The organism is Synechococcus sp. BIOS-E4-1 (assembly GCF_014279995.1).
Classification (GTDB): domain Bacteria; phylum Cyanobacteriota; class Cyanobacteriia; order PCC-6307; family Cyanobiaceae; genus Synechococcus_C.
On record NZ_CP047935.1, the window covers coordinates 2,024,564 to 2,045,046 of the forward strand.

Consider the following 20,483-nt stretch of genomic DNA (forward strand, 5'->3'; position numbering starts at 1 on the left):
CATCCACGTCATCATCAATGGAAGCTCTGCAGCAACAAGAAGGACCCAAGGCCTGCTTTGTACACAGAGTTCAGGCTGCCCGCTGATGAACGGCAGGATGATTCCCTTTCCCTGCAACTGTGGCTACCAGTGAAGAACCGCTGTGAACAGGAACACAACTTGACCTCCTCTGAATCCGGAATCGATCTCCAAACCACCCTGGGTCACCGCCTTAGCCAAAGCAATCAGACACAGCTTGAATTACCCCGGGATCAGCTCTCCGAACACGGCTTACAGCCGGATCTTGCCTACAGGCTGATCCACGATCACCTGATGCTGGATGGCAACGCCATGCTCAATCTGGCCACGTTCGTTGGCACCTGGATGGAGCCAGAGGCGAAGCATCTGATGCGTGAGTGTGCCGATAAGAACATGATTGATAAGGACGAATATCCACAAACCGCTGAGCTCGAGAATCGTTGTCTGAAAATGCTGGCGCACCTCTGGCATGCACCGGATCCTGATGATGCCGTCGGAACATCGACAACGGGATCGAGTGAAGCCTGCATGCTCGGGGGAATGGTGCTGCGCTGGCATTGGCGTCAGCGCAGAAACGCACAGGGGCTGGATGATCGCCGCCCCAACCTTGTGATGGGCACCAACACTCAGATCTGCTGGGACAAGTTCTGCGCCTATTTCGATGTCGAGGCACGCATGGTGCCGGTAACAAGGGATCACCTGCAGATGACGGCTGAGGGCGCTATCCAGGCCTGCGATGAAAACACAATCGGTGTGGTAGGTGTGTTGGGAAGCACCTTCGATGGAAGCTATGAGCCAATCGAAGCCATCCAGCAGGGGCTGGATCAGCTGCAGCAGCAAACGGGACTCGATATACCGATCCATGTTGATGGTGCTTCCGGCGCCTTTGTGGCCCCGTTCAATTCTCCCGAGCTGAGCTGGGATTTTCGACTGCCCCGCGTGAAATCGATCAACACCAGCGGCCACAAATACGGTGGTGTGCTTCCAGGTGTGGGGTGGGTGCTCTGGCGGCAGCAGGATGACCTCCCTGAAGAACTGCGCTTCAACGTCAACTATCTCGGCGGCCAGATGCCAACCATCGGCATGAACTTTTCCCGTCCAGGTGCGCAGGTGGTAGCTCAGTACTTCAACTTCATCCATCTGGGCCAGGCGGGTTATCGCCAACGCATGAGCCGCCTGGAGAACACGGCGTCCTACATCGCTGACTCACTTCAGGCGATGGAGTGCATGAAGCTGCTGAGCCACCCACGGGGTCAGCTGCCTGTGTTCGCCATCACCCTCGAGGACTCGGTGAAGAACTGGAGCGTGTTCCAGCTGTCCGATCACCTGAGAGCAAGGGGCTGGCAAGTTCCTGCTTACACGATGCCTGCCGCCTGTGAAGACCTGGCGGTGCTGCGCTTTGTGATCCGCGCTGGATTCACCCGGGACATGGCTGACCTGCTGTTGCGGGACATTCGCAATGCCGTCGACTGGTTCCAGCAGCTGAAGCAGCCAATGGAGGATCCCAATCCTGATCATCGTCCCTTCCACCATTGATCGATACCAGCTCGTCTCAGCACTACCTGATGCGACTGCTCGCCATCGGGAACAACGTCTCAGCGCTGGGAGCTTTTCTGATGCTCACCCAAGGAATACCGCGCCAAAAAGTGCACCGGTTGATTCTGATCAGCAGTTTCGCCTGTCTGATCATCCTGGTCTTGTTCATGCTGGTGGGCACACGAATCCTTGATTTTTTCGGGATCTCCGTCGACGCATTTCAAATCACAGGTGGATTAATCCTAGGTCGAGTTGGATTTGGAATGCTGAACTCCAAGTCGGACACGACACCTAAACGAGATGCAACTGAAATCAAAAATCATCAACAACAACTCAGCGACTCAGAATTGTATTCAGCTGCGGTCGTTCCACTTGCAATCCCACTGACAATTGGCGGCGCAACACTTTCGGCTGTGGTTCTCTTTGCAGATACGGCTGCCAGCACGGGCACATCTCTTGAGTTACTTGGAGCAACAATCGCCTTAGTGGTTGTCAACTATGTGGTTTTCAGATTTAGCAGCAAAATTATGACCCTTCTAGGCACAATGGGCATGGAAATCTTCATCAAAGTCATGGGCCTATTCATGCTATCAATAGGAATTCAATTTCTCGCCCAAGGAATAGGATCATTCTACTTGAAATATCAAGACGCATCAATTAATGCGATTGGATAGCAATCATCGTCAAGCTCGCAAGCAATACCTCAATAATCGCCAAGTGATTGGAATAAATCAAAAATCAAAGGCTGCATAAATAAAAAGATTATCGATTCGAACTACGCTTTTTAATCAACATTTGAAAAAGATTAGAACAAAGTTTGCAAGAAAAATTCGTGCATCATTCCGATAAATCTAACATGCAGTATTCATTCAGGCTTCAAAGCGTGCTGGCACCGGGACCTGAGAATAGTACCTCCTCCTAGCAAACAATCTTTCCGTCAGTCGATCAACAACCAGCAATGACTTCAATTCTGCTTGAGGAGGTTTAGCGAGCTTATAAAGAGTAATTTTGTGATCATATACTTGAGCAATACGCGCGACATCTTCAAGAGAACGAGCTGCGATGGAGATCAAAAAGTGCAATCCGTCAAAAAAGATATTCAATATATTTTATGCACTTGCGAGATTGATAGCAATAATCAATAAGCGCCTACCTATACACGGAAAATAGACATGTAAGCTCGCTAGCCAAACTCGATCTTTCTGAGTGCGACAGAATGATTACCTATTTGAGCCGATTAATTTGGCAATCACTCACATCAAGTATGAAGCCCTATCTTGCGCAGGATTACTCGTAGCAGCGACGAATACAGATCCACAAAAAGTATTAAAACCACGTTGATCTATCAATCTGTTGCTAGCTTCAAGGAACAGTCCGTTTTGTCCACGAAGACACAGCAAACGAATGACAAAGAAAAGTGTTTTCAATAAGTTCCAACTGTGCGTACCACTGGCCCTAAGTACCATTTTTTCAATGGGCGTGCTGGAAGCAACAACAAACCCAAGTATTGCCAACGATGAGTACGATCCATGCTGGATACACACAGATTGTGAAAAAACAGTTGGCTATAGCAATGATCCTAACTCATCAATGGGAATCGGCTGGTATTGCACCGACGGAAAACTAGTTACGTCATCAACCAAACTTGATAACTGTGAAATCTTGAAAGGTTGTACAACAGAGTCAGGAAGGTCGCCACAATATATTCCAAAAATGTCCGAGGGAGGTCAAGCAGCCTGGCGCTGTGCTGACAATGCATTTATTCACACAAATTGCACGACGGGAGCTGGGTTTTCCAAAGATGGCGGATCAATGGGTATTGGTTGGTATTGCAACGATGGCAAATATGTAGACAAAAATACAAGGTTTGACAAAGCCTATATTCACCCCGGATGCTCAGCAGGAGTCGAATACAATACAACATTCCAGGCATGGGTCTGCAAAAACTGAGACGCAATAATTGCTAAAATTAATTTAATTAGTCATTCCAATATTAGTCTTATTGCATATCAGTTTGGCGAAGATTGAGAACTAAATATTTGCAAACGCTGGCTTCATTGGATCAATAGTAACGACTCAAAAGCTTCTGCTTTTTCTCTGTCGAGTCTTACATAGCTGCCAAACTCAATATGACGACCTCAGTCTTCTCGATATTGAGTCAATGGCCGTTCTCCTAATCTATCCAGCACATCAAAGATTGTAATAGGGAGTACCCAGGGGCAGCTCCTTGCGACATCAGCAGATAGTGCAACAATCAGGGAAGTACTGATAACATTTGCAGGACCAATAAAAGAGAAGCGTTACATGTAATTGATGGAGTGTATAGGACTTTCGCACCGTGACAAACCATCTACCTTGAAGATTCAACTTGCATCCCTGTTAGAAGTGATTCAACTGCCTACAAAATAGTTTTTTTTACCTATATCTATCGATTAATGCCAGGAGATTTCAAACCAAGGAAGTAGGTGTACAAAAGCAGCTGGAGAAATACTAAGGCCAAGAGAGCAATGACCTCAACAGTTAAAGAAGCGGTAAACAAACACAATGCCAAAATCTCTTACTGAAAACCTCTAGCAAGCAATGCCTGGAATGAAAAGGAGTACAATTTATTTCGCCTATGGAATCCTTCACGAACTTGTGAAGTTGAGGAACAGATAAATGGTTGGACTGAGATGTATGCGAATAATGAGTTGATGGTTTGCGCGAAAGGTGGTTGGTGGTTCCCTTAAGGCTGTTCCTATGGAAGAAGGAATGACGATTTGGTCTTACGAAAGGTAAACGGGACCTTGAGTTCGTAAACACTGCAAGAAGAAGAAAGGGGCTGCCTGAACTATTTACTTCTATCAAACCACAGCCATTGGACTTCACATCAATCGCATTCAAAACGAGTTGAAGGCTACAACAAGACACACTTGCATCTCAGAATAGGGGAAGAAAACTCACGTCGGAGGTCAAGCAATGTTGCATGATGAATGCAGGAACAACCATCAACTTACAAGTATTGAATAACAATCAGCCAATGCTCTCAAAAGTTGCGGTGATTCAACATGCGCCTGTACTTGGCAAGCGACTGGCAACAATGGAGCGGTAGGACTTATCGATGCCGCTACAAAAGCTGGCGCAAAATTGATTGTCTTGCCTGTGGCTTTTATCGCCGGGTATCCAACCTACATATGGCAGTTAAGACCTGGCTTAGACACGGACCTGTCGTCTGAGATTGGTGCACTGATGCTTGAGAATGCAATGAAGTGAATCTCGATGGGCCTCACCTAAAGCCACTGAGATCCATTGCAAAGCGTCATCAAGTAAACATCCTGATCGGCATCAATGAGATCGACAATTCGCAGAGTCGTACAACACTCTTTAACAGCTATGTGCATATCGATGGTGATGGTGCTTATGCAAATGTTCACCGCAAGTTGATGCCTACCAACCCTGAAAGAATGGTTTGGGGGTTTGGAGACGGGCAAGGGCTACGTGTCAATGAAACGCAGGTGGGACGTGTTGGTTCACTGATTTGCTGGAAAAACTACATGCCGCTTGCTCGCATGGCTCTGTAGTCACAAGGTGTTGAAATTTTTGTTGCGCCGACATGGGATAGTAGTGATGGCTGGCAAGGAAGTATGCAACATATTGCGCGGGAAGGACGTTGCTATGTGATCAGTTGCTGCACCTGCATGCGTGGTTCTGATATTCCAGCAGATTTTCCAGGTTGCAAGCAAATCTTTACTGATGATGAGCAAATCAATTCCGGCAAAAGCTCGATCATTGCACCTGGTGGAACCAACATCGCTGGCCCATTAGCATCGGAAGTAGGTATCCTCTATGCTGAAATTGATCTTTCTGAGGTACGCAGCTCTCGGCGAAGCCTTGATGTAGGTGGTCACTACAATCGCCCGGATATCTTCAGTCTTGAAGTCAATAGGCAGCAACAAAGAGCGGCTATTTTGGGGGATAATTAAAAGTCAAAATCACTCACAACCTAAGCCTGATGATCGCGATCAACATAGATACCTAATGCAATGGAACTTATCTGCAGGATCAAGGGCTTCATCCCAGAACAACTTTTCTGAGAGAACTATGGTCATAGATGCCTCACTAACTCTTTCTGGCGCTTATGAAGAGCGTACAGTCGCTCTCCCAGCTTGACTTTCCTATTGTGACATAAATAACATCAGTCATATTGTTCTTCCACTAGGGCCCATCTCAGTTAATCACTGGGACTCAAAATTTTGCCCGTAGCACACAGGAAGCCGACTTCAGTTGGTCAAGAAGACAGATCCCAACACCAATAGAACCGAGCACTTGGCTCAGGAAAGAGCCTGCCACGAAAAAGGGGAAGTAACGAAACACAAATACAACTCCATCCTGAGCAGTTCAGCCAGATCAGTCAGAAATCAATGTTGACCATTTCACAGAAGCCGCAGCAGCTGTTGAAAAGAGACACATCTCTCTGGGTCTGAAGCCTGAAATAATGGTGATCGTTAGACAAGACTTTCTACCAGATCAAAGACAAGGCATGGTTATTGAATATCTATTCTCGACTGCGGAGAGGCGGACAGGCATGCTGCGTAATTCAAGGCCGAGGTGATCTTCACATCGCTAAGCAAATTTTGAATCGAATCTGAAAGGTCTTATACACAAGCCCCTTGCAATAGTCTCAGCGATTTCGGCCTGCTTTTATTTGAGAGCAGAGCATGACAAAACGCCATCACGAACTACGCTTAACTGAACCGATCATTTGATGATGACTTCACCGAAAATCGTTCACATTGGCCTTTGGAAAGTCAAAAAAGAAGTGAGCTCAAAGGCGCTATCTGATGTGGATAAGCAGGTCAAAGCATTGAAAAACAAAATTCCAGGGATTGAGTTGGCACACGCCGGACCTTTAGAAACGTTTAACTTGCCAAAGGAAATTGTTGATGCTTTCAGCATTTTGCCTGATGTAACGTTACTGGCCAGAGGCTACAATCATGCCTTATTTATAATTTTTGAGGACAAGAATTATCGAATTTTATACGACACATCAAAGGCTCACCTTGACTTATCCCCAGCCATGATGCCATTAATCGAGGGCGGCATGAAAGGGGTGCTGACTGTCGACTTTTGTTTGCCAAGGATATAGCTACCAACCAAACGGGTGTTCAATAGTAGCCCCTATGGTGGCCAAACCTTCAAAAAATCAGCCCCCATTGAGATATTGAATTTGGCTTGGGATCGGTTGAACATTAATCCCTGTGCTGGCGATTTACAGATTCAAAGTCTTCCACTTTAGTTAATGGGTTCTTCTTAGTATTTACGGGAAGAGTATTAAGCTCTATATATTGATGTCAGAAGTTGATGCGCAGGTCACAACCGAATAGTTTTATTATGTCGAGTGGACAAGAAACCAAGTGATTCCTAATCTTAACGAGACTTTTGTAAAAAGCATTTGAAATAACAGTAAAATTTGGGATCGAATAACAGCATCACTGGCACTCAATCCTTGATAAATTCAGGTTAGATGAAGTGCAATTAGATTCAATTTTGCGAACGCTTTTAACCACAAATCCTGCTATCTGTAAATCAATCTTCTGTGGCACTCATTACAAGGGTGCTCTAACTGCCATCCCGTTATCACTTCCAAATAGTGATCAGCGCTTCTTTATTTTTTCACTACATCAGTACACTGTTTCCTACTGGAATTTGAGGGTCGGCCCATAACCAAACCCGTAGCACAACACAACAAATTAAGTGGCTGCGAATCTTCGCCTCAACCCACCTTATCCAGAGGGTTACCCGTGTCAAAGACCTATCTCAGGACAAAACAAAACCACAATATTCGGAATAATTAAAAACCGGATAATGGAGATAAAACTTCAGCAAAATAAGAGAATTCCTGCTGCAAATTGGCGGGAGAACTTTCGCTTAGCCTTAGAATGAGATTCAACAGGAGCAGTTGATACGAAGAAGGCCACCAACTTTATGGCTGATACGAAACAGCAGGCACTGAATGTTGATGACAAGGAAACTGCTGATGGAGATATTCGCCTCTCTTGGAGCATGGCCAGAACCGCTACTCTTATGCAAACAGTGGATTAAATTCTGCTTCAACTTGTGGAGTAATTAAACCACATTAAGTATCTCTGGGTGCTTACCGCATCATGCCAGGAATATGTAATCATTGCAGTAGCCATCTTGAATCATGTTAAAGACCATTACATTGGATGTGGGGTAATGTTTGAAGAGTAAACACCAAACATTGAGGAGTCAGAACTTCTCAAGGACAATCAGCTCATTCGTCACTTTGCTTGAAATGCCAACCTTCTGTTCCCCCTCAGGATCTTGATGGAAGAGGTTGAGTAACTTTCAGATCTGGAGTGATCTTAAGGTTTCACTGTGAAATCGTTTGCTATAACTAAATCAACTATTAATGCATTATGGCACAGGGCATTGGATATTATTTGGAAGGCCTAGACGAATGGGCAAACACTCCACAAGGATCTACAATCATCGGGAATGAGGCGAGCACAGCATTTCAAGACCAAATTAACAATAATGGACGACTATTTGGCTTGTCCGCTGCTCTGAATGCACAGGGCGCAGGACTGTGGGAAAAAATCGGTCAAGAAGTGGACCCAACTGCGATACTTGATGCGGCGTTTATACAAGCTCAAGGAAAGAGCTCGGTCCTAAAAAATCGAGGAGACTCATCAAAATGGTTTTATGCGCAGAATTTTCAGATTGCAGATGCTAAGACTGCGAATGCCAAACCGAATGAGGTTTATGCCGGGGTTGCGGCGGTACTTTGGTCAGTTAAACAGCTATATCCTTCTATAGATAGGATTCCAGTCTTTGATTCCTATTATGTGAAGAGTTTAGGCGACTATGATGTTAACAAAATACAAACACTATTGTCACCAATATTCAAGCTGCAAGTCACAACTCCTCCCAAGCAAGGAAATTGGAACTTTATTTCTACCTTACACGATAATGGACTCCTTAAGGGATTTATTGGAGATGTTTATGCATTAGGTAAAGAAGGTAAGTTTCCAACTGATGCGAAGCCATTCAGTACATCGATTCCTTATGCACTCCAATCAACTTGGGACAACTTGCCTAACGAAGGAAGCAAAATAACTACCGACTATTATGGATCACTTCCAGTGAATGGATCTGTTCATTTCCCAGGCACTGTGCCGAACAATTTCGATGGCTCTGACTATTTAATTCCTACGAACAGACCCCTGTCAGCAAGTTCCTTACCAGCCGTGCAAACTCCTGAGGCTAATCACGCCCTAGCCGATGATAATATACAAATAATCGGTGGCGTTACTCAGCTCACCGCTGCAGACGATGTACTAATAAACCAATCAAATTTTAAACTTCGGATGATGGGAGGTAATGACTTTCTTGAAGTGATTGGTGGTAAAGGTAACTTCGCGAACGGCAACATGGGAGAAGATACAATTATTTTAAGAGGTGGCTCTGGTGAGTACTTGGGAGGAAGAGACAATGATACCTTTGAGGTTTTTAATGCAGAAGAAGGCACTTCTGTTAATGGTAATATGGGAAACGATACCATTGTTTTGAAAGCTGGTTCCGGTAAATACCTTGGTGGAGGAGATAGGGACACAATTTACGTTGTGAACGCAGAAGAGGGAACTTCAGTGAATGGCAACCGTGGTGAAGACAGAATCACAGGTCATGTTGACGGCGTGGTTTACAGGGGTGGCAAAGACAACGACTTGATGGCAGTCAGTCAAGGAGAAACTTGGGGCGACAACGGCTCAGATACATTCCGTGGAGTAACCGGTGAAGGATATGCTGTGATTAAGGACTACACCGTTGGAGAGGATGTTATTGACCTCACAATGAGTGGAAGCTGGAGCCAGATTGGATCTGGCTTGATGTTTACGGACGACTCAGGCGACCAAATCATGCTGCTAGTTGGAATCACTGATATTGAACAAGTGACAGCGGTATAAAATTACATTCAAAGTCAGATCCTTCTTGATACCACACCAACTGCGGGGCTCTTCATTCCATTACTATTGATAGTGAGAGTCTACAAACTATTGCTATAACTACTGACCGGAAATCAAGCACGAGCTAAGTGACGAAGGGTTGAAAGGTGTCAGCAGAGAAATAAACACCGAAGAATATTTCATCGACCACCTGGCGTGATCAAAATTAATCGCATAAAGAAAGAGGAGGGCAAGATTAAATCCCTCCTCTTTCTATGTCCACCGAAGAAAGGAAATAAATATTCGGTGTCGCTGGCACCATATAAACCAGCACCACTAATTATTGTTTAAAACCCCATTATAGCGTCGTTAGCGGCACCCGCTTCAAGTTCGGCATTGAGTTGTTCCTGCTCCCAAGTGGGGGCAGCGGCATTGGTTTGGAAGATGCCTTCTGCACCATCAACTCCCTTAAGTTGTTCAGCAGTCAACCCTTCTTTGGGTTGTTGTAATTTCTTTTCTTTCTTAGACATTGCCTTGATGAAATGGTAGGACTACACATTTCATAGCACCTATATCTCATCCTCGTCTTCCTTCGTCTGAAGGATTTCTGGTTTCAAGCACGCAACGGCACGAAAACACGGGCGTTCTTATCAACAAACAACCCCTGTCCTTTATCTCTGGACATCACATACTCAACGGATGGTTTTCGTCCTCTGTTGCTCGTAACCTCCGTCACCTTGTGCTTGTTCCACTTCAAAAAAGGTGAAATGGTGTCTTGTTCCTTATTCATATGCAGTTGGAAGAAAGTAATGCTCTCATCGTCATGTATCTCACCTCATAGAGCATTTGTGACTCCGTCCTTGAACCCCGTCTCATTAGTGGTGATTCGCCCGTAACCCAGAAGACACTCCGTCGCTCACCGCACATAACCCAGTCCCCAGAACTTGCTCAGCATCACTTCCCAATAGTTATCAGTGCCTCCTTGTTCTTCCACCACACCCAATCGCGGATTGGAGGCGTGTTGCGCAGCTCTTCACGCGTCAAGCCAAGCTTCAGCTTCTGTGAGGCACCAAGCAGCACATCCAGCATCGCCTCTCCATCGCTGCAGCGGGCCAGCGCTTGATTTGTTTTCTTGGCACCGTCGAGTGCCCTCACCAACAAAGCCACACGACGAAATGGAGAAAGGGAACGGGGGTCCATATCCAGAGCTTTTGACGCTCCACCGTAATCACATTCGCTGACAGCACTGGTGTACACAGTCAGAATCGAGTGATCGAAGCGCTTGAAATGGCGTCCCCATGGGGCCATCACTGGGTTATCGGTGACGTTCATGGATGTCACGAGGCCCTTCTTCGCCTGATTTCCGTGTTACCGACCGACGATCATCTGGTGTTCTGCGGTGATGTGATCAATCGCGGGCCTGGAATTGCCGCTTGCATCAATCTGGTATGGGGGTTGGTGGACAGTGGTCGGGCCACCTGGTTGCGAGGAAACCATGAACAGAGATTGGTCGAAGGCCTCCAGGCCGTTTCCACCGAGGAGAGAAATGATCTGCTGGCCATCGAGACGTACCGGCAACTGGGTGATGCACTCACAAGAGAGTGGAAACAGCGCCTGAGCACACTGCCTTTTGTTTATTCAGGTGATGGATGGGTGGCCACCCATGCCGGCTTCGATGAGCATGGACAACCAGATCTGAATGTGCGCGAGCCCTTCTGGGAGGGCTACGACGGTCGCTATGGAACTGTGGTGGTGGGCCATACGCCCCGACCAGCTGTGGAGCGACGCGGCCAGATCATCATGATCGACACCGGCGCGGTCTATGGCGGATTGCTCACTGCGTTCTGCCCCGAAACTGATGCGGTGGTGCAGGTGATCGGACAGGCCAGTGACAAGGCCATGCCCGCAGCCAGCCATGAGCTGACGGCAGAAGTACCTTGCTGAGGGTTTACCGCAGCAACAGAGCTGAATTGCTCGCTGAGCTTCTAGCCCAGGAACTCAGGCTTGAGCCTCCCGGCCCGTTTGAACAGATCGAAGTGGTCGTCAACACCTGGCCAACCAGTCGTTGGCTCGGAGAACAGCTGGCGAGAGTCAACGGGATCAGTGCACTGGTGCGCTTTCCGTTCCCTGGCAGTCGCCTGCGACAGCTCGTGCAGACCGTGCTCAGCGATGCTCCTGCCATTGAGGATCCATGGAGAGCGGAACGTCTGGTCTGGCAGGTCCTGGAGGTTCTTCCGAACCTGCTTGACCAGAGCTGTGCGACAAACCTTCGAGAGTGGTGGGAGCTCCATGGTGGTCAACAGGGACGACTCAATCGTGACCAGTGGCAGCTGGCCCGCAGCCTGGCCGATGCAATCGACGACTATGCGCTCTACAGACCGGAGGAGCTCGCCGATTGGCTGAATGAAGGTGCGGGTGATCAACTCCCCGAAGGCCTGCAGTGGCAGCCGTTTCTGGCCCGCGCTCTGGCAGAGCGCTTGCCATGCAGGCCCTTCGGTTTGCAGGTGCAACAGGTGGTTGAACGACTCCGCAACGGTCAAGACCCCGCGCTGCCGCTACCCGCACGCCTACGGCTCTTCGGTGTCAGCAATCTGGCCCCAGTCCAGATCAATTTGTTGCAGGCCCTGGCAGGACGCATCAGCGTGGACTTGTTTCTGCTCACACCCTGTCCAGACCTTTGGCAACGGTCGCAGCGACGACGGAGTCAGCTTGGCGAGGACTGGACCAACTCCCCCGATGGCTCCTGGCTGATCGAAGCTCCGCGCCTGGAGGGGATCCTGGGCAGGATGGGCGCCGAATTTCAGTTGCTTCTGGAAGGAAGCGGCGAGTGTCTGCTGGGCAGCTGGGAACAGGGGGACCTGTTTGCTGATCCCACTGTGATGAAACAGCAAGAGGACTCCCAGGCGTCCCTGCTGGAGCAGCTGCAACGGCAACTCGCAAAGGGCGAATCGGACCAGGCATCCCTGTCAATCAAGCAAGGCGATCATTCCCTGTTGTTCATGGGCTGTGCAGGTCCCTGGAGAGAAGTGCAGCTTGTACGTGATCGCATTCTCAGCTGGATGGCTGCCGATCCAAGCCTGCAGCCCAGAGACGTATTGGTGATGACCCCCGATGTAGAGCGCTATGCACCGCTGCTGGCTTCTGTCTTTTCGGACAGGGATGCCACCGGTGTGGACCTTCCCTGGCGATTGACCGATCGCAGTCAGCAAAACTGTCCTGGGCTTCAGCAGGCCTTCATGAGCCTGTTGCGCCTGAGCGCTGATCGGCTGACCGCAAGCGGACTGGAAGCGCTGCTTGGTAACCCAGCACTGCAAGACCTGCAACAGCTTTCATCGCAGGACGCGATGGCGATCACTGATGCACTTCAGCGCAGTGGCTTCCGCTGGGGTCTGGATGCAGGTGAACGCAACGGAGATGAAACCAATAGCTTGCGCTGGTGCCTGGATCGCTGGCTGCTGGGTCTGGCCTTACCGGAAGAACCTGGACTGGCCATTGATTCCTGCGCACCTGCGCTGACGGATCTGAGCCTGCAGCAACTGCAGTTGTGGTGGCCACTGCTGGATCAACTGGCCGGATGGATCGCCCAATTGCGTCGCAGCGCTCCCTGCACTGAATGGGTGGATCGACTGCGCAAGCTGCTTCAGCAGATTTTCAATGACGGTGGTCAATGGGATTGGGAGTTGCAGGCCATTCATCAATGCCTGGAGTACTGGCAGCTGCAGGCCAATGACTGCTCGCTGGAGCTGGATATTGCTGTTGTGATCAGGGTGCTGGAGGAAGCACTTTCAACGGAAAGCGGCCGCTTCGGCCACCGCAGCGGTGCTCTCACGATCAGCGCGCTGGAGCCCATGCGAGCCATCCCACATCGCGTGATCGTGTTGATGGGTCTTGATGCGTCCGCCTTCCCAAGGCATCAGGAACGTGCAGGCTTTCACCTGCTCGAACTGCAACGCCGACTCGGCGACCCCAGCAGCACCGACCAGGATCGTTATGTGTTGCTTGAGGCACTGCTCTCAGCTCGACAGCATCTGCTGATCAGCTGGAGTAGCCGTGATGAACGACAAGGCGAGAACCTGCCGCCATGCCCACCAGTACAACAGTGGCTGAGTCTGCTTGCAGAGCAGCTCGACCCACAGCAGATGGATCTGCTGCTGATTCACCCTCCAGCCAATCCTCTGGATGTCGCCAATTTCATGGCTACGCCACAAACCGATGCGATCAGTTGCGACCGCAGACTTTTGAACGCTCGACGCAATCTCGATGCACAGACCGGGAATGATCAACAGCATCGTGATTTGGGCCTGGCCCTGCCCCTTGATTGGCAGCATCCAACAAGCGATGCAGGCTTGCCAATCACCTCGGAGGCGATCGAAACACTGGAACGCTGGCTGCAAGCCCCTCAGAAGGAATGGCTGAAACGCCAGGGCATCGATGCTGCTGAATGGTGCGATCCCGTCAACGATCTTTCACCCCTGTCGTTACCGGAACTCGACTGTCATCAGTTGCTCAGCCAGCGTCTCTCTGAACAGCTCGATCTGCTGGCCAACGATCCCAACGCCCGCTGGGATGTTGAGGCGACGGGAGACTGGATTGCACGCAGTTACGGGCAAGGCCTGATGCCTCCTGGCGCTGCTGCTGAACTGGCTGACGATCGGCTGGAGCGACGCTGGCAGAACCTCCAAAAGACTGCTCTGAGCCTCGGGCCTCTGCGCCTACAGCAGCAACCGACCTCTCAGCGTTCAGCCCTTGTGATGGCGGGCGAGACAGCCGTTCAGATCAGCACATCAAGGCTGAGGTCACGTACTCTGCTGCAGAGCTGGCTGAAGCACCTGCTTGCCCAGCTGGAAGATGCAGACTGCAACACCGCAGTGGTGTGCCGACAAGACGGCAGTACAAAAGCCGATCAATTCCATATCGCCATGCGCTGGAGAGCGCTGAAACCACTGGAGGCTGAACACGAGATCAGGGTTCTGCAAAGGCTGGCTCAGCATGGATCAAAAGTGTGCTGGCCTGTCCCACCCGACAGCGGCCTGGCCAGGGCACTGGCGTGGTCCAAAGGGGCGGAAGCAGCGGACAGGGCCTTCATCAATCGCTGGCAGGGAAGCTTCAGCGCCTGGGCTGAACGGGATCAGTCCGAACAGAAAGTCTGCTTCGGCAGCCACTGTGACGCCGAGTTGCTGTTGGGTCATGAAGGTTTCGGAGCAGCCTTCCAGGCGTTGTATGAGCCCTTACTCGAGGCACGGTGCTGATGAAGATGGCAACCGCTGGTGGAACGAGACGATTCGAAGCCAATACCTACCCCTTGACGCCCGGCGTTCGACTCCTGGAGGCGAGCGCTGGAACGGGGAAGACCTTCGCCCTGGCCCACCTCGTACTGCGACTGGTGACGGAGAAAGCGTTGAGCCTCGATCAACTGCTTGTGGTGACCTTCACGGAAGCCGCCGCCGATGAGTTGCGCGACAGGATTGGATGTCGTCTTGACTCGGCGCTGCAGGGCCTGCTGAAAAAGGAACGGAACAGCACCCTGTTGCCTGAAACGGATGCAGTCCTGCAGAACTGGCTTGAACAACACGGGCAGGATTCCAAGCAGCGCAGGCTATTGGCCAGTCGACTGCTCGAGGCCCTCGAAGCCCTGGAGCGGGCCGACATCACAACAATCCATGGATTCTGCCGCCGCAGTCTTCGTCGGCAGGCGCTGCAGAACGGTCAGGCCATCGATCTCAACCTTGACGATGATCCACAGACCCTGGCCATCCAGGTGGCTCATGACCTCTGGCGAGAAGAGGTCCTCAAGCTTGAACCTGGACATGTGGCTGGACTGATGCGAGCAGGTCTTTCGCCCGAAGCGCTCACCTCCGCACTCCAGAAGCTTGATGGTGACTGTGCGGTGCGCATCGCAGAAGACGCGGAAGCGATTGCAGCGGAGCAATCTCTTTGTGAGGTGTTTCAGAGCTGGTTGCAGAGCCGCTGGGAGCTCTTCCTCGATCTATGGCACACCGATGGTGCGGCCCTGGAACAAGCCCTTCGAGGCTGCGCCGCTGAATGGAGAAGCGTCGGTTGTAGCGACACCAAGCCTTTCAGTGCCCGCCCCAGAAAAGACCGAAGCCGAGAGCTCGACACTTGGACGGACCACATCAGCAAGACCAGTGGACATCCAATCCACTACATCGAAGTCCGTAACCAGGTGCTTCTCGGTGCTTATTTCCATCCAGGCACCTTTCAGAAAACAGCGCGTTCCTGCGGTGAAGCCGATCCCAACCTTGCCTGTCCCGCACTGCAGGCCGCTGTTGCCGACCTCTGGGACGGACCAGCCGAACAGACCTGGCGCCATCTGCTGATCAAGGGACTGAAGCAGCTCCATGCCCGACGCCAACAATGCGGAGTGGTTGGATTCTCAGGGCTGCTGGACGCACTCGACCCCGCACAGTCAGAAACAGCAGAAGCCTGGATCACGCCTCTGCGAGCGCGTTACCGCGTCGTGCTGATCGATGAATTTCAGGACACCGACCCGCTTCAGTGGAGACTGCTCAAAACCGCCTTCACAACGCCGAACCACCTGCTGCTGATGGTCGGTGACCCCAAACAGGCGATCTACCGCTTCCGAGGTGGAGATCTGAACACCTATAAAGCGGCACGGCGTGATGCGGATTGCATCGATGAACTGCTCGACAACCGCCGCACAACACCGCTACTGATGAAGGCCATGAACCAGCTGATGGCTCCTGGACTTCGGCTCTCCGAACTATCGGTACCCGAAGTCATCCCAAGGTCTTGCGCACAACCACTACCACTACCGAAGGGGAGCTCATCACTCCAGATTGTCGACATCAATCCTGATGACGACGACGGGGGAAGCAGCAGAACTTCACTGGAGGAGCGGATCCCCCGCATTGCAACAAACCTGATCCTGCTCACCCTGGGACACGATCCGGACCTGGATCCCTCCGAACTCTGCATCCTGGTGAGCAGGCATCGTCAGGCCGAAGACATTCGAGCCGAACTGGCGGCTGCCGGTCTACCGAGCCGCCTTGTCAGTCAGGGCGATGTCTTCACCAGCCAAGGAGCCTCCGATCTGCAGACATTTCTTGACGCGCTCGCCCGTCCTGCCCATACCGGTGGCTTACGGCAGTTGGCGGTGTCCTCACTCCTGCAGTGGAGAAGCGAGGATCTAGCAGCCGCCGATGACAACGGTCAGCTGGATCAGCTGGCTTCACAGCTCCAGCAGCTTGCCGTCGAGCTGCCGAAACTGGGACTGATGGGTTGCCTGGCACGCCTGATGGATGGGCAGACCGTGGCAGATCTGTCCAGCCGCGGCCGCTTACTCGGCGACCTTCAGCAATGTGCACGACTCGTGCAGGACACAATGCACCGCCTGGGGTTGGATGCTTCCAGTGGTGCCGACTGGTTGCGACGCCAACGCTTTCACCCTCCAGACACAATCCAGGAACAGCGACAGCCCTTCAGTGATCTGGCCGAATGTGCGATTGCCGTTGTGACTGTTCATCGCAGCAAGGGTCTGCAGTATCCGGTGGTGATCTGCCCCTATTTATGGGAAGCGCCCTCCCCAGGGAAAGGTCCACTGTGGCGTGTGCCCCCGGGGGATAACTCCGGCAGCTGGCGCGTAGCGCTCAATGCTCAATGGGGACTGGGGCACGCGGCCAGTCATTGCGATCTACTTGAAAGTCGAGCGGAAGCAGAACGCCTCGCCTATGTCGCGATCACGCGGGCCGAACGCCATCTTGTTCTGTTTCAGGCCAGGGCAGCACGCCAGGAAGGCAATCCACTCGCACCATGGCTGGAGAAACTCGCTGATCCACCGGGACCGTTGATCAGCCTGCACCGAACCGAAATCAATCCTGTTCTCGAGCGCTGGCACCCCCGAGTTGTTGAACGGAACCTGCAATGTGGTGCAGTGCCAGGTCACAGCTTTGATCGCAGCTGGGGGCGCAGCAGCTATTCGGCCTGGATCTCAAGTCATGGCAGTGCGAAAGCCACCAGCCCGGACCCCCGCAACCTTGAGGAAGGGCGCGACATGGATGCCAGGACCGGCGCAGACTCCGAACGCCTCTTGTTCGATGATCAGGGTGAGCCGATAGATCCGGATGACAGCCCCTTGGGATCATTCCCGAGGGGTGCAGCAGCCGGTGATTGCCTGCACCGCATCCTGGAGCAGATTCCCTTCGATCAAGAGATCGAACAGGAGAACAATCGCGCTCTGGTGGAACGAGAACTGACGCGCTCCGGCCTGGAGACCGACCTGGTTGATGCAGTTTTCGAGGGTCTGGAGACACTGGTGCAAGCCCCCTTTGGAGGACCACTCGGCGATCTGCAGCTGAGGTCACTGCACAGTGGACGACGCCTGCATGAACTCAGTTTTGATTTGCCTGTGGCTCACCAGGGCAGAGCAGTCCAGCCCAAGCAACTGGCGCGTGCCTTTCGCATCGAACCCAACCGACGGTTCGGTGAACGCTATGCCGATTCCCTCGAAGATCTGGAGTTTCTGAGCCGAGGCTTTCTTACCGGCTCCATCGATCTGGTGTTCACAGATGGCAACGACCCCGCCACGGCACGCTGGTGGGTTGCGGACTGGAAAAGCAACTGGATCGGTGAAAGAGATGTAAATGGGCGTCCGCTGCACTGCGGACCACGACACTATTCACAGTGCGCCATGGAGGAGCAGATGTACCAGCATCACTATCCTCTCCAGGCCCATCTCTACCTCGTAGCCCTGCACCGATTTCTGCAGTGGCGGCTGGACGGCTATCAACCTGAGCGACATCTTGGCGGGTACGCCTACGTGTTCCTTCGTGGTGTTTCCAGATCTGGTGGCAGCGGCGTGATTCTTGAAGCCGCACCTCTTCAACGCCTCCGCGCTCTCGATTCTGTTCTGAGAGGTGAGGCCTGATGGATCCACGTGATCGAACAGGTTCCTCAACGGCTCTGAGCAGAGGAATGATGTCGATGCTGCTGCGTCGCTGTCCCCCTCCGGCAGAGTTCGGTGACAACGAGCTCACCGCACTCAACGACCTAGTGCAGGCGATGACCCAGGCCCTCAGCCAGGGAGAAATGAGCATCGATCTGGGAGCCGACGGCAAGCAACCCTCTGAGCTTGAGACCGATGGCTGGCCAGAGACGCACCGACAGGTGCTTGAAGCCAGTGGCTGGCTGCACAGAGACCCTGTGCTGATGGTAATGGACGGGGATCACCTGCTCTGGCGACGTTGGCATCAGGGCATGGAGACACTGGAGCAGACGCTGATCAAACGCAGCGCACTTCCACCCTTCGGTAACCCAAACGGACGTCGCAGTGAGAGTGACATCGAAGCCATGGCTTCAGACCAGCAGTTGAATCCGGAGCAGCTGGCGGCGGTGAACGCCGTCAGCAATCACAGGGTGGTGTTACTGAGTGGAGGGCCTGGTACCGGCAAAACCAACACCGTTCGCGCCATGTTGATTCAAGCCATGGCCGATCGTGGCGACCTGCGCATTCATCTGGCTGCTCCGACAGGCAAAGCGGCACGACGACTGCAGGACGCGATCCGCTGCGATCAACGCACCTCGGAATTGCCCTGCACCACACTGCATCGGCTGCTGCAGGCCAGACCAGGAGGCTTCAGCCGCCATCGCCGCAATCCTCTGGCGCTGGATCTGCTGGTGGTCGACGAAGCGTCAATGGTCGACCTGACCCTGGCGCAGGCACTAATGGATGCTCTGCCAGACAATGCACAGCTGTTGCTTGTTGGTGATGCCAACCAGTTGCCGCCGATCGGAGTGGGAGCTGTCTGGCAGCACCTCCAGAAAGCGGACCTCCAACGGCGATTCGGCGCTGCTGCTGTGCGTCTTCATCAGGTGTACAGAAATCGAGGAGACCTGGCTCGGCTGAGTTCCCTGCTGTGCCAGAAGGGGCCGGTGGCCTTCTGGGCTGATCTCGCTGATCTCGATGACGAGGCCAACGTGCATCAACTGCTGACGGAGTCTTCTGGGTTTCCAGATGCGGTGACGGATGCCGTGAATCAGCAGCTGGAAAAGCTGAGACTGGCGGCCAACAGCCTGGACGTCAGAGCTGATGGCTCTCCAGATCCCGAACAGGCCAATGCCCTGCTGGAGCATCTCGATGCCTTGATCGTGCTTTGTCCGCGACGTCGTGGGTTATGGGGCGTGGACAGTCTTCACCGGCATCTGGTGTCGGGCACTGATGCCGGTGACTGGCCCGAGGGGCTGCCGGTTCTCTGCAGCGACAATCAAATGGAACTGGGTCTTGCCAATGGAGACCTCGGTCTGTGCATTGGCAGTGGCGAGACACGCAGACTGCTGTTCCGATGCAGTGATGACTCCGGCAAAGGGGTTTATCGACTGCTGCACCCCGCCAGAATCCGGCGAATCGAGCCTGCGCTTGCTCTCACCGTCCACAAAGCTCAGGGCAGCGAGGCTGATCAGGTTCTGTTGCTCTGGCCACCTTGCGATGACGCAAGCAACACAGCTCTTCTCTACACCGCTATCACCAGAGCGCGACATCAACTGACTGTGATGCGACTGGCATCTTTGAAGAGCAGCGGCATGCTTGGGGCGATCGATCGTCAGGGGTCGGTGTGACAACGAGAGTGGAGCGTCCCTGGGGTTGGTACGAGGAGCTGGCCGAAGGGCCCGGCTACAAAGTGAAGCGGCTGCTTGTCAAAGAGAACGCACGGCTCAGCCTGCAGCGCCACCAACATCGCAGCGAGCATTGGGTGATTGCCGCTGGCACAGGGTCTGTCTATTGCGATGGCGCCTGGATAGACGCTTCGGTCGGAAACACTTTTGAAATTCCCGTCAAGGCCATTCACCGAGCCTTCGGAGGCCCCGGAGATCTTCTGATTATCGAAGTCCAACAGGGAGCAATTCTGCTGGAGTCCGACATCGAACGACTGGAGGATGACTTCGGCAGGGTGATAAATTAATTTCTCACCTTTGAAAAGAAGGCAAGCAATACAGCGCGGCACAACA

At 52.2% G+C, this 20,483-nt stretch carries 12 protein-coding genes and 1 pseudogene; 11 read left to right on the forward strand and 2 right to left on the reverse strand.

Annotated features, from left to right (window positions below):
• The first annotated feature begins 159 nt into the window (after window positions 1-159).
• From SynBIOSE41_RS11045 to SynBIOSE41_RS11070, 6 genes and pseudogenes are all read left to right on the forward strand, one after another.
• Window positions 160-1,554, forward strand: a complete 1,395-nt coding sequence (locus SynBIOSE41_RS11045) for a glutamate decarboxylase (protein WP_186537938.1) — start codon at window positions 160-162, stop codon at window positions 1,552-1,554.
• Window positions 1,555-1,583: 29 nt separating this feature from the next.
• On the forward strand, window positions 1,584-2,228 hold the full coding sequence (locus tag SynBIOSE41_RS11050) for a MarC family protein (protein ID WP_186537939.1): 645 nt from the start codon (window positions 1,584-1,586) through the stop codon (window positions 2,226-2,228).
• Between the two features lie 799 nt (window positions 2,229-3,027).
• Window positions 3,028-3,504: a hypothetical protein gene (locus SynBIOSE41_RS11055; protein WP_186537940.1), complete on the forward strand. Its 477-nt coding sequence runs from the start codon at window positions 3,028-3,030 to the stop codon at window positions 3,502-3,504.
• Between the two features lie 1,298 nt (window positions 3,505-4,802).
• Window positions 4,803-5,516, forward strand: a pseudogene (locus SynBIOSE41_RS18125) (carbon-nitrogen hydrolase family protein).
• A gap of 782 nt (window positions 5,517-6,298) precedes the next feature.
• Window positions 6,299-6,679 carry a Dabb family protein gene (locus SynBIOSE41_RS11065; RefSeq protein WP_186537941.1) on the forward strand — a complete coding sequence of 127 codons (381 nt, stop codon included), beginning with the start codon at window positions 6,299-6,301 and terminating at the stop codon, window positions 6,677-6,679.
• Between the two features lie 1,294 nt (window positions 6,680-7,973).
• Window positions 7,974-9,521: a calcium-binding protein gene (locus tag SynBIOSE41_RS11070; RefSeq protein ID WP_186537942.1), complete on the forward strand. Its 1,548-nt coding sequence runs from the start codon at window positions 7,974-7,976 to the stop codon at window positions 9,519-9,521.
• Window positions 9,522-9,847: 326 nt separating this feature from the next.
• On the opposite strand, the gene SynBIOSE41_RS11075 is transcribed toward SynBIOSE41_RS11070, so the two are convergent.
• Together SynBIOSE41_RS11075 and SynBIOSE41_RS11080 are read right to left on the reverse strand one after the other, a co-directional pair.
• A complete protein-coding gene (locus SynBIOSE41_RS11075; protein ID WP_186537943.1) occupies window positions 9,848-10,030 on the reverse strand; it encodes a hypothetical protein in 183 nt (60 codons plus the stop codon).
• 424 nt (window positions 10,031-10,454) lie between these two features.
• Complete coding sequence (locus SynBIOSE41_RS11080) at window positions 10,455-10,832, reverse strand: hypothetical protein (RefSeq protein WP_255475723.1); 378 nt, start codon at window positions 10,830-10,832, stop codon at window positions 10,455-10,457.
• Between SynBIOSE41_RS11080 and SynBIOSE41_RS11085 the strand changes: the two genes are divergently transcribed.
• From SynBIOSE41_RS11085 to SynBIOSE41_RS11105, 5 genes are read left to right on the forward strand one after another with little or no spacing between them, the layout of a single operon-like run.
• Entirely contained in the window at window positions 10,788-11,444 is a 657-nt protein-coding gene (locus SynBIOSE41_RS11085; RefSeq protein ID WP_186537944.1) for a metallophosphoesterase, read from the forward strand. The two genes, SynBIOSE41_RS11080 and SynBIOSE41_RS11085, sit on opposite strands and share 45 nt — an antisense overlap.
• Entirely contained in the window at window positions 11,438-14,749 is a 3,312-nt protein-coding gene (locus tag SynBIOSE41_RS11090) for an exodeoxyribonuclease V subunit gamma (protein ID WP_186537945.1), read from the forward strand. Before SynBIOSE41_RS11085 ends, SynBIOSE41_RS11090 begins: the two co-directional genes overlap by 7 nt.
• Window positions 14,750-14,754: 5 nt before the next feature.
• Complete coding sequence (locus tag SynBIOSE41_RS11095) at window positions 14,755-18,405, forward strand: UvrD-helicase domain-containing protein (RefSeq protein ID WP_186537946.1); 3,651 nt, start codon at window positions 14,755-14,757, stop codon at window positions 18,403-18,405.
• Window positions 18,405-20,093: an ATP-dependent RecD-like DNA helicase gene (locus tag SynBIOSE41_RS11100; protein ID WP_186537947.1), complete on the forward strand. Its 1,689-nt coding sequence runs from the start codon at window positions 18,405-18,407 to the stop codon at window positions 20,091-20,093. The genes SynBIOSE41_RS11095 and SynBIOSE41_RS11100 overlap by 1 nt, the downstream gene beginning before the upstream one ends.
• Window positions 20,090-20,437, forward strand: a complete 348-nt coding sequence (locus tag SynBIOSE41_RS11105) for a phosphomannose isomerase type II C-terminal cupin domain (protein WP_255475724.1) — start codon at window positions 20,090-20,092, stop codon at window positions 20,435-20,437. The genes SynBIOSE41_RS11100 and SynBIOSE41_RS11105 overlap by 4 nt, the downstream gene beginning before the upstream one ends.
• The last annotated feature ends 46 nt before the right edge of the window (window positions 20,438-20,483 follow it).

Coding starts and splice junctions, on each gene's coding strand:
- SynBIOSE41_RS11085 (WP_186537944.1), top strand. CDS start 10,788: ATGGCGTCCCCATGGGGCCATCACTGGGTTATCGGTGACGTTCATGGA.
- SynBIOSE41_RS11070 (WP_186537942.1), top strand. CDS start 7,974: ATGGCACAGGGCATTGGATATTATTTGGAAGGCCTAGACGAATGGGCA.
- SynBIOSE41_RS11055 (WP_186537940.1), top strand. CDS start 3,028: ATGGGCGTGCTGGAAGCAACAACAAACCCAAGTATTGCCAACGATGAG.
- SynBIOSE41_RS11075 (WP_186537943.1), bottom strand. CDS start 10,030: ATGTCTAAGAAAGAAAAGAAATTACAACAACCCAAAGAAGGGTTGACT.
- SynBIOSE41_RS11095 (WP_186537946.1), top strand. CDS start 14,755: ATGGCAACCGCTGGTGGAACGAGACGATTCGAAGCCAATACCTACCCC.
- SynBIOSE41_RS11065 (WP_186537941.1), top strand. CDS start 6,299: ATGATGACTTCACCGAAAATCGTTCACATTGGCCTTTGGAAAGTCAAA.
- SynBIOSE41_RS11080 (WP_255475723.1), bottom strand. CDS start 10,832: ATGAACGTCACCGATAACCCAGTGATGGCCCCATGGGGACGCCATTTC.
- SynBIOSE41_RS11100 (WP_186537947.1), top strand. CDS start 18,405: ATGGATCCACGTGATCGAACAGGTTCCTCAACGGCTCTGAGCAGAGGA.
- SynBIOSE41_RS11050 (WP_186537939.1), top strand. CDS start 1,584: ATGCGACTGCTCGCCATCGGGAACAACGTCTCAGCGCTGGGAGCTTTT.